Origin of the sequence: Aliivibrio sp. S2TY2 (assembly GCF_028765525.1) — a bacterium.
GTDB lineage: Bacteria > Pseudomonadota > Gammaproteobacteria > Enterobacterales > Vibrionaceae > Aliivibrio > Aliivibrio finisterrensis_A.
In genome coordinates this window covers 219,312-232,964 of record NZ_JARACS010000004.1, presented here as the reverse complement: position 1 = coordinate 232,964, position 13,653 = coordinate 219,312, and the positions used below count along the sequence as shown (strand labels likewise).

The window sequence follows — 13,653 nt, the reverse complement described above, 5'->3', positions numbered from 1 at the left end:
CTTATGGATGTATAGATTTTTGCTCTTCTTAAGCAACTTGTTGCGTCTTAAGCGAAGCGCTCTCAAGGCGTAGCCGTCTTAGCAGCTTGCTGCGACTCTGCTCTGATAATGCTTTTCTAATTCCAAAATCTGCACTCGCCCCTGCTCTGTCGCTATTGGTCTTACGACATTTAGCATTTGTAGCATGCCTTGATAAATACTGTTCTCTGTAATTTCTTTATCAGAAAGCAGTGCCGTTTGGTAATTTATCCAACAAGAAGCAACGATATGCAGCGTTTTAGTCAGGGATTTTAGTTCATCATCTTTAAGGGCTATTAAACCTGAATCACGAAAGCCATTCATGATGGCAATTAAGTTATCATTTAACGCTGCCTGCGCTTTTACGTATTTTAATTTTAAGGCCTCATCTCGGCTTAAAATGTCCGGCAGATTTGCGTAGAAGAATCGGTAGTTCCACATCAATTCAAAAATCGAATCTAAGTAGCTCAACATGATTTGCACACTAGGCATAGTCGATTGTTCTTCTTTTGCCATTGGCTTAAAGCGTGTTTTTAGCTCGTTTGCGTAGTTATCAAAAATGCTGTTAATGATCTCTTCTTTATTGCGAAAGTGATAATAAAGATTACCAGGGCTGATTTCAAGGTGTGCAGCGATGTGGTTGGTGGTAATATTGCGCTCACCATTTTGGTTGAAGAGGGTTAAGGCACCGTGAATGATCCTATCTTTTGTTTTCATTGTTTTTTCCGCGCCAATTAAATTCAAATATTTCAAAATTGTAACTGAAAAAGGTAGATGAAACTAGAAACGATACGCTGCATTAACGAATTCAGAGGTTTCAGGTTTCAGGTTTCAGGTTTCAGGTTTCAGGTTTCAGGTTTCAGGAAGATCAAGAACCAGAGCAGAGCAGTGTACAACATTTATTTCGTCTGCTTTTTCAGTTTTGCTAATTTGGATATAATTGCTAAGATCTCTCTTGTTTCCTGGATAAGTAACAACCCTTCTTCTTTTCTAATATAACCAATTTCAATACCTATAAAAATCTGAGTAATCAATTCTGCCGCAGAGCCTTGAGAATAATTTAAAAATCGCGCTTTTTCTTTACCGCTTTCACGTTCTTCTCCTTCTGCTATATTTGATGGTACCGATAACCCTGATCGAGTAATCTGATCTCTAAAGCCATAATCTTTAATATCTGAAGTTAACTCATAAATACTACACGATAAACGGCAAGCTCTTTTCCAAACAGCTAAACTTTCACATTTCATCATTATCTCCTGCAAGCGAAGCGACCTGAATCCTGAAACCTAAGTAAGCGCAGCGCATAGAGCCTCTCGCGCTTCGCGCTCCCCATGCACCACAACAACCTCCTTCCTCCCCTCCTCAATCCCATCCACAAACTTAATTAAATCTGCTTGATCGGCGTGGGCTGAATAGCCTGACATGGTATGGATTTGTGCATTCACATCGATGGGTTGATTATCTATCCACACTCTTGATTTTTGGTTTTGCAGATCTCGACCTAAAGTGCCGTGGGCTTGGTAACCTGCGAGGATGATGTCGGTGCGTTTGTCTGGCAGTAAGGCTTCTAAGTAATTCATGACTCTGCCTCCGGCGCACATGCCACTGGCGGCGACGATAATGCAGGGCTCGGCAGTACTTTTTAGACGATTCACCACACTCATGTGTTCTTTGTGGCTTTCGATGGTGATGCATTGTTCAAAATTGAGTGGATGACGTTGGTTGTTTAATTTGGTCTTCGCTTCTTTACTCCACAGTTTTTTGAAGCGACGGTATTGCTTGGTGACTTTATTGGCTAATGGCGAGTCGAGAATGATGGGGATTTTTGAATCAATTTTTTGGTGGTGAATTAGGTGTTCAATATCAAACAGTAGCTCTTGAGTTCTTCCGACTGAGAATGCGGGAATGATGATTGCGCCGCCATCTTGCAGTGAACGCTCTATAATTTCTTGTAAGCGTTTTGCTCTGGTTTCTACGTTGTCGTGGAGTTTGTTACCGTAGGTGCTTTCGATGACTAATAAGTCGGCACGTTTTGGTGGAATTGGATCGGGTAATAGTGGTGTATTTGATGGGCCGAGATCACCTGAAAATACAACGATTTCATTGTTGGGGAGTTTAATTTCAACATAAGCCGAACCGAGGATATGGCCTGCGGGTTGGAACCTTAAGAGCAGGTTTAAGGGTTCAGGACGCTTCGCTTTCAGGGCAGAGCGGGAAGAAAGCACGATTCGGTGCCACTGGTTGTATGGGATGGGTTTTATTTGTTTCTTTATTAGCTCTAATACTCTTGTTCTTTGGCCTTTATTTAGACCGAGTTGCAGTTTTAAACCATCATCTAACATTAATGGGACTAGCTCGGCGGTGGCGGGTGTGCAGTAGATGGGTTGTTTGAAGCCTTTGGCTAATAACCAAGGTAAACGACCAATGTGATCTATGTGGGTATGGGTTAAAATTAAGGCTTTTAGGTGTGAGATGGGAAATTCGATATCGAGTTTTTTGTCATTGCCATGCTTGTCTTTGGCGTCTTTTCCTTGAAATAACCCGCAGTCGATTAATATGCCGTGATTGTTACCGTTGTTATTAATGTTGAGTTCATGGCAAGAGCCGGTGACGCCGAGTTTTCCGCCGTGGTGTTTGAGGTTTATTTCCAAGTTTGAGTTTTGTGATTGTGTTGGCATGAGTAGTCCTTTTTTAGAATTCAGGGTTCAGATCGGTCGCAAGCTCCCTTGTAGGATTCAGGGGTGATCGTTGTTATTTCAGCATCAAAAACTGTTCTCCCCCTTTATCGCTGTATGTATGAAAGTGATCAAATCAATACAAGGGGGAGTTAGAGGGGGTTGCAACCTTCATTTCTAAATATTCCCTCAACAATAGAAGAAAAAGAAAACATTCAAATAAAGAACTGGAGTAACTGCGAGTATATTCAAAATTATTCATTCACAACCCCTCCTAACCTTCCCTTCTATTAACATCATCAATCCCAATGATTTATCTCTCAAGGGGAGGAACTATTCTTTGTCGTTGTAAGTTCAGCGATCACCTCTGAACTCTGCAAGCGAAGCGATCTGAATTCTGCTCTTTCGCTCTCCTGAAACCTCGATTTTTACTTTTCCTCGCCTCTTTCCTCTACTTTTCAAGCATAGCGCCTGCCTTTCTTCTCTGCTACAATCGAATCAATTATCTTAATAAATCGTGGTATCAAAATGATCATTGTAACTGGCGGCGCTGGCATGATTGGCAGCAACATTGTTAAGTCTTTAAACGACAACGGCTTTAACGATATCTTAGTGGTTGATAACCTAAAAGATGGCAAGAAATTCAAGAATTTGGTTGATCTTGATATCACTGATTACATGGATAAAGAAGACTTCATTACGCAAATTATGGCGGGTGATGACTTTGGTACAATTGATGCTATTTTCCACGAAGGTGCGTGCTCTGCGACGACTGAGTGGGATGGCAAATACATCATGATGAACAACTATGAGTACTCGAAAGAAGTGCTTCATTTTTGTATCGAGCGTGAAATTCCATTCTTATATGCATCATCTGCTGCAACTTATGGCGATACTGATACGTTTATTGAAGAGCGTGAATACGAAGGCGCATTAAACGTTTACGGTTACTCTAAACAGCAGTTTGATAACTACGTTCGTCGCCTATGGGCCGATGCTGAAGCGCATGGTGAAACGGTTTCTCAAATTACCGGTTTCCGTTACTTCAATGTGTATGGTCCTCGTGAACAACATAAAGGCTCGATGGCTTCGGTTGCGTTCCATTTAAATAACCAAATGAATGCGGGTGAAGATCCTAAGTTATTTGAAGGTAGCGACCAATTTAAGCGTGATTTCGTTTATGTGGGTGATGTGGCTGCGGTTAACCTTTGGTTCTTAGAAAATGGCGTATCTGGTATTTATAACTGTGGTACTGGCCGTGCTGAACCGTTCCGCGCTGTTGCTGATGCGGTTATTAAGCACCACGGTAAAGGCGAAGTTCAAAGCATTCCTTTCCCAGAGCACCTAAAAGGCGCTTACCAAGAGTTTACGCAAGCAGATTTAACTAAGCTGCGCGCTGCGGGTTGTGACGTTGAGTTTAAGTCGGTTGCTGATGGCGTTGCTGAGTATATGGCGATTGTTAATAAATAAGGTTTCAGGTTTCAGGTTTCAGGTTTCAGGTTTCAGGTTTCAGGTTTCAGGTTTCAGGTTTCAGGTTTCAGGTTTCAGGTTTCAGGTTTCAGGTTTCAGGTTTCAGGTTTCAGGTTTCAGGTTTCAGGTAGAATGTTGTATTCATCTTTTTACAATGTAAATAAAAAGCGTATTTTTTATGGCGTAGACTATTGCCTCAATATGCCTCCTGAAACCTGCGAGCGAAGCGACCTGAAACCTTCACTAATTAAAGTTACCTAGTGAGTAATATAGATAAACAATGAAAATTTTAATTATTGGCCCATCATGGGTTGGCGATATGGTGATGTCTCAATCACTGTATATCACGCTTAAACAGCAACATCCTGACGCGATTATTGATGTGATGGCCCCGGCATGGTGTAAGCCTATTTTAGAGCGCATGCCTGAAGTGAACCAAGCGATTGAAATGCCGCTTGGTCATGGTGATTTCGATTTGTTTGGTCGCCGTCGTTTAGGTAAACAACTTAAAACCAATAATTATACTCATGCTTATATCTGCCCTAACTCGGCTAAGTCTGCCTTAATCCCTTGGTTTGCTGATATTCCAAAACGTATCGGTTGGAAAGGCGAAATGCGTTATGGCCTGCTAAACGATTTACGTCCAAATAAGAAGTCATTTCAATACATGGTCGAACGCTATGTCGCTTTAGCACATCCTAAATCTGAGATGATTAATTCAAGCTCGTTAGGTGGGTTAGATACTTTACCTCGACCTAAGCTTACGATTGATACTGATGTTCAACAAACAACCCTGACTAAATTTTCTTTATCTACTGATAAACCGGTACTTGGTTTATGCCCTGGTGCGGAATTTGGCCCAGCAAAACAATGGCCTGTTGAGCACTATGCAGCAGTTGCTAATGAGATGATTAACCAAGGCCACCAAGTCTGGTTATTTGGCTCAGCTAAAGATAAAGAAACCACTGAGGCGATTAAGTCTTTGGTTGATTCTGATAATCAAAACTCCGTGTTTAACCTTGCTGGCGATACCAGTTTAATTGAGGCGGTTGATTTATTAGCGGCTTGTAAAACTGTGGTAAGTAATGACTCTGGCTTAATGCACGTAGCTGCTGCTGTTGGTTGTCATGTTGTTGGTGTTTATGGTTCAACCTCTCCAAAATATACTCCACCATTGGCTGAAAAGGTCGATATTGTGAGTACTGATATTAAATGCCGCCCTTGCTTTAAACGCGAGTGTGAATTTAAGCATTTGAAGTGTTTGACTGAACTTAACCCACAATTAGTACTCGATAAAATTAGTCCTAAAAACATCTCGAATGAATCTGTTATTCAGGTTACTTCATGTTAATCCGATTAGTTTACACTCTACTGTTAACCCTTCTTTCCCCTGTTCTATTGTTTGGTTTATATAAAAAAAAACCAAACAAACCGCTATTTGGCAAACGTTGGAAAGAGCATTTTGGGCTTACTCCTGCACTAAAAACAAGTGTTCAGCCACTTTGGATCCATGCCGTTTCTGTTGGGGAAGCCATTGCCGCTACACCATTAATCAAAGCATTAAAACAGCAGAATCCAGAGCAACCGATCCTAGTAACCACGACCACAAGTACAGGGGCAGAGCAGATTGCTAAGCTGGGTGATTTAGTTGAACACCGCTATATGCCAATTGATTTCTCATTTGCTGTGAACGGTTTTTTAAAAACGGTGAAACCAAGTAAATTACTAATTATAGAAACAGAGTTATGGCCAAATACCTTACATGCTGTTGGTAAATCGAATATTCCTATTTATGTAGTCAATGCCCGTTTATCTGAAAAATCTTGCCAAGGCTACGCCAAAGTTCAGCCTGTTTTTACTGAGCTAAGTAAACACTTAACAAAAGTACTGTGCCAAACTCAAGCCGATGCAGATCGCTTTGAGCACTTAGGTATAAATAAAGAAAGGTTATGCGTCACTGGCTCTATCAAGTTTGATATTCAGATCTCTGATGAGATAAAACAGCAAGGCCAAGAGTTACGTCATTTATTGGGCAATGACCGTCCTATTTGGATTGCAGCTAGCACCCATAAAGGTGAAGATGAACAAGTTCTTGAGGCTCATAAAGAAGTATTGAAAGAGCACCCTAACGCATTATTAATTTTGGTGCCTCGTCACCCTGAGCGTTTTGATACTGTATTTGAATTAAGTAAAAACTCTGGATTTAAGAGTGTAAGACGCACTTTTAACAAAACGGTTACCGCTGAAACTCAGGTTTATCTTGGTGATACCATGGGGGAAATGCTTGTGCTAATGGGCGCTGCTGATGTCTGCTTTATGGGTGGTAGCTTGCTTGGCGATAAAGTGGGCGGACACAATGTACTAGAGCCTGCGGTATTAGGGATACCTGTTGTTATAGGACCGAGCTATTATAACTTTAAAGAGATAGTCGATACGTTACAAGGTGAACAAGGAATTGTTATTTCTGAGTCAACTCGACTTAGTAATCACATCGTTAAACTGATTGATGATTGTGCTGAATATAAATCACTTCAAAGTGCGGCTTCTAATGTTATTCAGAATAATCAAGGCGCCTTACACCGCACGGTTACCATCTCAAATATATAATTACTGTATTAATAGTAATATCTAGATCAAATAAGGTTAATTATCATGAATGTTTTTCTTGTGACATCTCCCTTTCAGTATATTTGTGCTAATGAGGCAAGAGTTGCCTATGGGACAGAGAATAATATTCTTATTTTAGTTTTGCAAAAAACCGAAGCAGGAAAAAGACACTTAGCACAAGTGTATGATAAATCTAAGTGGGATCATGTCTATGAAGTAAATAGAGGACATCGAACCTTTGTAATTCCTCGCTTACTCAAGAAGATAAAAAAGTTAACAGACAGCACCCCTGTTGAGCACTTTTTCTTCTCTGAATACACCTCTTGGCGTACTCGTATGTTTCAACGAAATTTGCCTGCCAATAAACTAGTCTTTATTGATGATGGCATGGCCAATTTATATGAATACTTTAAATTTATTAGAAACAAGTCTTCTTTTAGTCGTAAACGTTTACTGCAAGACTTCTTAATAAGGCTACAAGGCTGTCAAACCATTGGTATTCAGCCTTATGCTGATAACTTTGAAATGTTCTCAATATTTAATATCCAAGATCCAGTTTGTCCATTAACACTCAACGAACTAAATGTGATCCGAGAAAAAATAGGGGCATCTGCATGCTATGATCCTAGTGCACCAATTGCATTTATTGGTGAGGGTGCTATTGGTGATAAAAACCAACCGACTTTGAAAGCATATATTGAACGTTTAAGGCAGACATTTGAAGCTAGCGATAAACCCTTTTTATACTTCCCACATAGAACGGAATCAGAGGCAGTAACAAAGGTGGTCAAATCATTACCCAATTTAATCTACCACCAAAGTGAATCCCCGATTGAGCTTGAAATTGCCAATAAGGGAATAAAAATATCAGGAGTAACAGGGGTAACATCAACCGCTCTATATACCCTTTCATTACTTTATAAAGAAGTGCCCATTTCAGCACATACCTACGACTCACATGTTGGCAATGAAATGATTGAGTTTTTAGTTCAACATTTTGAAAAGCGTGCAAAGCAATTTTCTAAATAAAGCCAATGCACACCTCCCTGAAAAGCCTTAGTTTAAGCCTGTTGATACCAGTGATTTGTTTCTGCATTTTTTTGCTTAGGCAAATCATTCGTATCCAATCTTGGTATGAGTAATGCGTGATCACTATCTAAATCCGCCACTCTCACTTCTGTTGTTACGGCCAAGCTACAACCTTGTTTTTCAAGTTCTAGAACCACATCATAACTAGATGAACCATAAGGATAACAAGCTGTCCAATTATGCATATCACAGCCTAATGATGCCAAAAACTCTTTTGATTTTTCTAACTCATCCGTTAACGCTTCTGGCGCAAGCTTATTCCACCAGTAATGATCATAACCATGACAACCCACATGCATGCCATCACGAACTAACTGTTCAAGTTGATATTTATTCATATACAACTCCCGACAGAAAGCTCCCTCATCCATTCCGACATAATTTTTAAATAACTTATCAGAAATAATATTACGTAACTTCTCAGGTAATACATGTTGTAGCATGCGTTTGATGAAAATAACCTCTTTGTTATCAAAACGACTTTCAATAGCAAATTCTGAAAAATAATCATCGAATGAGTTTAAGTTATACTCATGTTGATAAACTTCAATTTCTGCTTTTAGCGAAAGCACCAGATCATGCACATTCGTTACCGACGCTAAAATAAAGTGAATTTTATTTACATCCAATACCTTATGTTCAAGCACGGTTTTCGCTGGAACATAAAATGAGCCTTGCATGTTCATTTTCTTCAAAATAGGATAAACATGAGTAAAATGTTCTGCATACGCATCATCAAAAGTTAACAGCAACGCTTTATCTGGCAATGGTATTTCTTGATATTTTGCCGCTAATACTTGCTCCATTGTGACAACATGGTAATGCTTAGCAAAAAATTCAAGCTGTTCGATAAACAAATCCAGTTCAAGCCCTTTGATTTGAGGGTAACGAGATTCTTTTATATTACGGACATAGTGATACATCACGACCGTTAATGGTTGGGCCATATAAACTCCTAGACTTTATATATATTTATGACGGTCGATCTTGGTCCCCATCACCACGCATGATAAGTAAGTTACGATCGCATGTAGCATAGGCTATTTTTATATTACTTTTAACAAAAGGAGAATAATAATTGGGTATTATTACATCATCATTATACGTATTTTTCTGATAACCAGAATCTATTATAGATGATGAAATTATATGATTTGCATATATATCAACAAATTCATATCCATTATCAATAACGATTCCTTTTAAAAAGTTCAAAGCCTTTGTTATCGATTTGTAATCACCATGGTAATCAATTATCTTTAATGCCTTATGTGAATCGACTAATTCCTCTCGACAAACTAAAAGACTATTATTCACTTTTGAATAATATAACAAATAATCATAATATGGATTATTTAAATACTGCTTAGTAAATGTATAATAATCTCGTCGACTATTTAAAAGAGAAAATAAACCCTCAGAAAGTTCTTCTATTAAAAAATAGTCATCATTTTTATTATCTAATGAAAAAACGAGCTGATTGTCATATTTACAAATATGAAAGTCAGTTATATTAGGATTTATCCAATAATAGTGTTCTAAATAATCCACATGAAAACCAAGAAATTTATATAGTGGCCAAACCTTGTCATTAATCCCAACTACATTAACTGTTCCTGATGTTAACTCCCTACACTTCTGAATTAACTTTAAGCCAAGACCACTTTTTGCATACTCATCTAAAACTCTTAAGATAGCAAAAAATAAATTTGAGGTTGATATGTCTCTTCGACTAGGAACAAAACCTAACAACCCAACAATATTTGAATCATCATCTTTGGCTATCATATAATTCACAGCACAGTCTTGAGTCATTTCATACATAAAAAACGATTTGTCTCGTGCTAAAATATGATTTTCTTTCCAGTTATCTCTAATGAAGCATTGAATAGCATCAATATCATCCAAGCTAGCTAAAGCAATTTTCATCTAATTACACCACCAACCTTATAGATTGTTATTTTTATTAATAAACTCAACTATTTTTGATACTGATGTGAAATATTCAAAGTCTTCAAATGATGGCATCATTCCATACTCATCACATATAACTGTCATCAAATTGATAGTCATCATTGAATCCCATGAATCTAAATCATCAATTGTCGTTGTTAAATTTATAGCATTTAACTCAACTTCTAGGACTTCAGATACAATAGTTAGTACTTTATTTTCAATGTTCATAATTAACCTCAATAGCTTTGTTTTTTGATACGTATTCAGATACGTTTAATACGTATATTTTACTATCTTCTTTCGCATCAATCACTATAAAACCAAGTCTTTCATATAAATTTTGTACATAAGCATTTTTAGATGACTTCAAGTATTTTGCATGAACTTCTTCAATATTTCTTTCTTTGCAAAATACTATAAATTGATCGAATAATGCAAAATCTAACTCACGATTAAATACTCTACAACTCATAACCCATATATCAATATTAGCAATAGCTTTATTCACGCAAGCTACCAAGGAAGTTACTATACCATTATCTCCGTAAACATCCTGTAATGAGCCAACTAAAGATATAGTCGTTGAATTATTCATATAATCTAGAATGTCCGCACTACTCACCCTCATCGTTGTAGGGTTAAACTGATTTGTCTTATTAATTAATTGCTCTACCCTAGATATATTAGATTTATTTAAAGGTGATAATAATGATTTCATATTTAAAGATAAAAGATAATCATCAAAAGAAGACGCATTATTTTCAAGCTCTTTTATTTTTTTATTTTTACTATATAAGTTAGTTCTTATAAGATCTTCTTTAGATAGTTTTACAGTTTCAAAGTAACCATCCCTATCAATTTTTCTTAATATTTCATGGGGTGATTTTTCATAACTAATACAACTCACAAAAGAACATGATGATTTAACCTGCTCTATTTCAGCTGGATTATCATCGATAAAAACAAAGCTATCTTGAAATAAGTTCAACTCTTCTTCAATGCGCTTCATATTTGATGATTTCATATCCCAGTTCGCTACAAATGAAGAAAAATCATCCACGATTAATTGTGAATAAGTATTATTGAAACCTTCTTTTGCTAGCGTGATATCATTTTTAGAGTTAACAGCTAAAATAACACCTCTTAACTTGAGTCGATGGATATATTTTTGGACATCTAAAAACGCTTCTGCTTTTCCGTTTCCTTGACCGATTAAAATTCCATCTTTTCCATCATCACCAATTACACCTCCCCATAACGTATTGTCTAAATCACAAACAAGGACTTTTTTACTTTTCCCATATACTGACTTAATAATATTTGCTATGGACTTTGCAACATTAGGTAAAGCTGCTGGAGATATTGCATATTTAAATGAATACCAATACGATTCATTAAACCAGAAATTTAAACCAACAAGAGATGACAGATACATTATATCATTGATAAAGATATTTTCTTTTTTACCTAATTCTTCAGAAATGAAATAGTTCACCTTATTTATATAGTTACAAAATCCAGAATTACTTACAAAATCATAATTACCATAAACACGCTCAATTGGCATTTCATAATTATTAACTATCGTGTAAACACCTTTTTCTTCTAATCTATTATAAATATTTTTTATTTTATCCACTTCGTTTGAATACAATAAATCAATCTCTTCATCGGTCATATTTGGCATTGGCCAATGATAAATATTTTTATTTGTCGTATGTATATAAACCCAGTCAGGATTTATATCTTCAATAATACTTCCAAACATAACATCTTCATAATAAGAGTTATATGTAGATTCAAAAATTTCAGATTCAATACCATGCTGCAATAGGAATAAATATATAAATTCTTTTAACTCACCAACTGTCGAACCATTTAAAATAAGCAATTTTATTTTATTAGTTGCTAACGGAAGATATTTTTCTTTTATCTTGTTTCGATTCCTTATTAACTCTACGTTACTCAATGGTTCTAGAAAAAAATCATTCATCACTCTGGCCTACTATTTATCACTTTACCAAACAAAGAGACACTCTTTGCATATATAATTAATTTTTTAATGACATGTGCAATTTTTCATTATTATTGATTAAAAACTCCACATACTCAAAATCTAATTGGGTGTCGATATCAACCGAGTGACGATTTTCCATCACATAAGCAAAGGTTTTATCTGTATAAAGCATTTCACTACGTTTCTTTAATTGAATGGCATCGTAAATGTAAATAGCGCCATTTAGACGATAAGGTTCACCTAAATCTTGTGATCTCTGAAATGCTTCTGGGCGTAAAAACTCGCCCATAGAACCATCACTAGGTAATGTATTTGCCCACTGAGGTGGATGCTCACAAGGCGTTACCGAGACGATCGATTCTGCATTTTTATTAATAAGCATCTCAATGGCTTCATCAATATGCTTAGTTGTACGTAAAGGAGATGTAGGCTGTAAAATCAAAACAATATCAACATCTTGCCCAAACGTTTCAAGAGTATAAAATATTACACTCTGTGTGGTCGCGGTATCTGATGCTAAATGCTCTGGTCGTAATTCGGGAACATCTACACTAAATTGTTTAGCTACCTCTGTTATTTCTTGATCATCCGTACTCACAAATACGGTATCAATATATTTACTCTGTTGTGCAGCTTCAATAGTCCAGCCAATCAGTGGTTTTCCTTTTAAAGGAAGTACGTTCTTTCTTGGTAATCGCTTACTTCCACCTCTTGCGGGAATGATTGCCATGACTTTTTTGTTATTGATCATTATAGAACTCCCAAAGTATGAATATCCGCTTGCGCACGATTAAAATCATCCATACGACCGATATCTAACCAATATTCATGAATAGGGAACATAAGGATATTATCTCTTTCCTTCATGTGTTGTTCTAATAATGTTGGCATATCAATATGGTGGTTTTTAGGAACCGACTGGATCACTTGTGGTGATACAACATAAATACCCGCATTGACAAAAAAGCGTTGAATCGGCTTCTCTACCATACTGGTAATCTTGCTACCTTTACCATTAATCACACCATAAGGAATTTGATAATCATATTCACGCACACACATAGTGGCATCGGCATTGTTTTCTGTATGGAACGCCAATAGACGCTCAAAATCCACTTTCGTTAATACATCGCCATTCATCATAATTAATGGCAAGTCTTGTGGCAAATCATCAGGAAGTAAACCAAGAGCGCCACCCGTACCTAAAGGCGAATCTTCATGAACATAGCTGATTTTTACACCTAATTCAGAGCCATCACCAAAATGGTTCTGGATCTGCTCTGGCATATAGTGTGTGGATATATAAAAATTCACAAAACCCGCTTTAATAAAGCTACGAATAACGGTTTCTAAAATTGGCTTATTACCAATCTTAAGCATAGGTTTAGGACAAGTATCAGTCAGAGGACGCAGGCGTGTACCAAAACCACCTGCCATTATAAATACTGGGTTATGGTAGGTTTTTTCTTCAAATAAATTATGTAATGTTTCTAACCCAACTACCTTATTATCATCCATTAATGGGATAGCAAGTATGCTTTTACTCTCCATTAATTTTACTAACTGCTCTTTGGCGGTGTTGACTGAAGCAGTAATTGGCGAATCACTCATGATATCGATAACAGAGGTATCTAAAGGTAAACTATTTAAAATACCTCGACGAATATCACCATCTGTCACAACACCTAAAAGATGTTGAGCATCATCCACGACTAATGCAATTCGTAATGCTTCATTATCAATTACTTTAAGTGCATCAAGAATAGTAGACTCAGGTTTTATTAATGTTTTCTTCCAAGAATGACTCATGGTTTACCTTAT

General features: G+C 37.0%; 13 protein-coding genes. 4 read left to right on the top strand and 9 right to left on the bottom strand.

The genetic code is table 11. The features are described from left to right. Positions 1 to 78 precede the first annotated feature (78 nt). The 3 genes from PVK63_RS09240 to PVK63_RS09230 form a co-directional block, all read right to left on the bottom strand. On the bottom strand, positions 79 to 735 hold the full coding sequence (locus PVK63_RS09240; protein ID WP_274440247.1) for a TetR/AcrR family transcriptional regulator: 657 nt from the start codon (positions 733 to 735) through the stop codon (positions 79 to 81). A 182-nt stretch (positions 736 to 917) separates the two neighbouring features. Then, on the bottom strand, positions 918 to 1,265 hold the full coding sequence (locus PVK63_RS09235) for a four helix bundle protein (protein WP_130045032.1): 348 nt from the start codon (positions 1,263 to 1,265) through the stop codon (positions 918 to 920). A 39-nt stretch (positions 1,266 to 1,304) separates the two neighbouring features. Then, the gene (locus tag PVK63_RS09230; protein ID WP_274440248.1) at positions 1,305 to 2,696 is read right to left on the bottom strand and encodes an MBL fold metallo-hydrolase RNA specificity domain-containing protein; all 1,392 of its coding nucleotides are present in this window, start codon (positions 2,694 to 2,696) and stop codon (positions 1,305 to 1,307) included. Positions 2,697 to 3,221: 525 nt separating this feature from the next. Here PVK63_RS09230 and rfaD point away from each other — a divergent pair. The 4 genes from rfaD to PVK63_RS09210 all read left to right on the top strand — a co-directional run bounded on the left by rfaD (position 3,222) and on the right by PVK63_RS09210 (position 7,799). Continuing rightward, the gene (gene rfaD, locus PVK63_RS09225) at positions 3,222 to 4,163 is read left to right on the top strand and encodes an ADP-glyceromanno-heptose 6-epimerase (RefSeq protein ID WP_274440249.1); all 942 of its coding nucleotides are present in this window, start codon (positions 3,222 to 3,224) and stop codon (positions 4,161 to 4,163) included. A gap of 280 nt (positions 4,164 to 4,443) precedes the next feature. After that, positions 4,444 to 5,514: a lipopolysaccharide heptosyltransferase II gene (waaF, locus tag PVK63_RS09220; RefSeq protein WP_274440250.1), complete on the top strand. Its 1,071-nt coding sequence runs from the start codon at positions 4,444 to 4,446 to the stop codon at positions 5,512 to 5,514. Then, positions 5,508 to 6,770, top strand: coding sequence for a lipid IV(A) 3-deoxy-D-manno-octulosonic acid transferase (gene waaA / locus PVK63_RS09215; RefSeq protein ID WP_274440251.1), 1,263 nt, complete (start codon positions 5,508 to 5,510; stop codon positions 6,768 to 6,770). The genes waaF and waaA overlap by 7 nt, the downstream gene beginning before the upstream one ends. Positions 6,771 to 6,815: 45 nt before the next feature. Next, complete coding sequence (locus PVK63_RS09210) at positions 6,816 to 7,799, top strand: polysialyltransferase family glycosyltransferase (protein WP_274440252.1); 984 nt, start codon at positions 6,816 to 6,818, stop codon at positions 7,797 to 7,799. 32 nt (positions 7,800 to 7,831) lie between these two features. Here PVK63_RS09210 and PVK63_RS09205 read toward each other — a convergent pair whose 3' ends face one another. From PVK63_RS09205 to PVK63_RS09180, 6 genes are read right to left on the bottom strand one after another with little or no spacing between them, the layout of a single operon-like run. Continuing rightward, positions 7,832 to 8,806 carry a polysaccharide deacetylase family protein gene (locus PVK63_RS09205; protein ID WP_274440253.1) on the bottom strand — a complete coding sequence of 325 codons (975 nt, stop codon included), beginning with the start codon at positions 8,804 to 8,806 and terminating at the stop codon, positions 7,832 to 7,834. 25 nt (positions 8,807 to 8,831) lie between these two features. Then, the gene (locus PVK63_RS09200) at positions 8,832 to 9,788 is read right to left on the bottom strand and encodes a GNAT family N-acetyltransferase (protein WP_274440254.1); all 957 of its coding nucleotides are present in this window, start codon (positions 9,786 to 9,788) and stop codon (positions 8,832 to 8,834) included. 18 nt (positions 9,789 to 9,806) lie between these two features. After that, on the bottom strand, positions 9,807 to 10,043 hold the full coding sequence (locus tag PVK63_RS09195) for an acyl carrier protein (protein ID WP_274440255.1): 237 nt from the start codon (positions 10,041 to 10,043) through the stop codon (positions 9,807 to 9,809). Beyond that, a complete protein-coding gene (locus PVK63_RS09190) occupies positions 10,033 to 11,808 on the bottom strand; it encodes an HAD-IIIC family phosphatase (RefSeq protein WP_274440256.1) in 1,776 nt (591 codons plus the stop codon). The genes PVK63_RS09195 and PVK63_RS09190 overlap by 11 nt, the downstream gene beginning before the upstream one ends. A 58-nt stretch (positions 11,809 to 11,866) precedes the next feature. After that, on the bottom strand, positions 11,867 to 12,583 hold the full coding sequence (locus tag PVK63_RS09185) for an acylneuraminate cytidylyltransferase family protein (RefSeq protein ID WP_274440257.1): 717 nt from the start codon (positions 12,581 to 12,583) through the stop codon (positions 11,867 to 11,869). After that, positions 12,583 to 13,641, bottom strand: a complete 1,059-nt coding sequence (locus PVK63_RS09180) for a nucleotidyltransferase family protein (protein ID WP_274440258.1) — start codon at positions 13,639 to 13,641, stop codon at positions 12,583 to 12,585. The genes PVK63_RS09185 and PVK63_RS09180 overlap by 1 nt, the downstream gene beginning before the upstream one ends. Positions 13,642 to 13,653 lie beyond the last annotated feature (12 nt).

Coding starts and splice junctions, on each gene's coding strand:
- PVK63_RS09230 (WP_274440248.1), bottom strand. CDS start 2,696: ATGCCAACACAATCACAAAACTCAAACTTGGAAATAAACCTCAAACAC.
- PVK63_RS09240 (WP_274440247.1), bottom strand. CDS start 735: ATGAAAACAAAAGATAGGATCATTCACGGTGCCTTAACCCTCTTCAAC.
- PVK63_RS09210 (WP_274440252.1), top strand. CDS start 6,816: ATGAATGTTTTTCTTGTGACATCTCCCTTTCAGTATATTTGTGCTAAT.
- PVK63_RS09185 (WP_274440257.1), bottom strand. CDS start 12,583: ATGATCAATAACAAAAAAGTCATGGCAATCATTCCCGCAAGAGGTGGA.
- waaA (WP_274440251.1), top strand. CDS start 5,508: ATGTTAATCCGATTAGTTTACACTCTACTGTTAACCCTTCTTTCCCCT.
- PVK63_RS09190 (WP_274440256.1), bottom strand. CDS start 11,808: ATGAATGATTTTTTTCTAGAACCATTGAGTAACGTAGAGTTAATAAGG.
- waaF (WP_274440250.1), top strand. CDS start 4,444: ATGAAAATTTTAATTATTGGCCCATCATGGGTTGGCGATATGGTGATG.
- PVK63_RS09235 (WP_130045032.1), bottom strand. CDS start 1,265: ATGAAATGTGAAAGTTTAGCTGTTTGGAAAAGAGCTTGCCGTTTATCG.
- PVK63_RS09195 (WP_274440255.1), bottom strand. CDS start 10,043: ATGAACATTGAAAATAAAGTACTAACTATTGTATCTGAAGTCCTAGAA.
- PVK63_RS09180 (WP_274440258.1), bottom strand. CDS start 13,641: ATGAGTCATTCTTGGAAGAAAACATTAATAAAACCTGAGTCTACTATT.
- rfaD (WP_274440249.1), top strand. CDS start 3,222: ATGATCATTGTAACTGGCGGCGCTGGCATGATTGGCAGCAACATTGTT.
- PVK63_RS09205 (WP_274440253.1), bottom strand. CDS start 8,806: ATGGCCCAACCATTAACGGTCGTGATGTATCACTATGTCCGTAATATA.
- PVK63_RS09200 (WP_274440254.1), bottom strand. CDS start 9,788: ATGAAAATTGCTTTAGCTAGCTTGGATGATATTGATGCTATTCAATGC.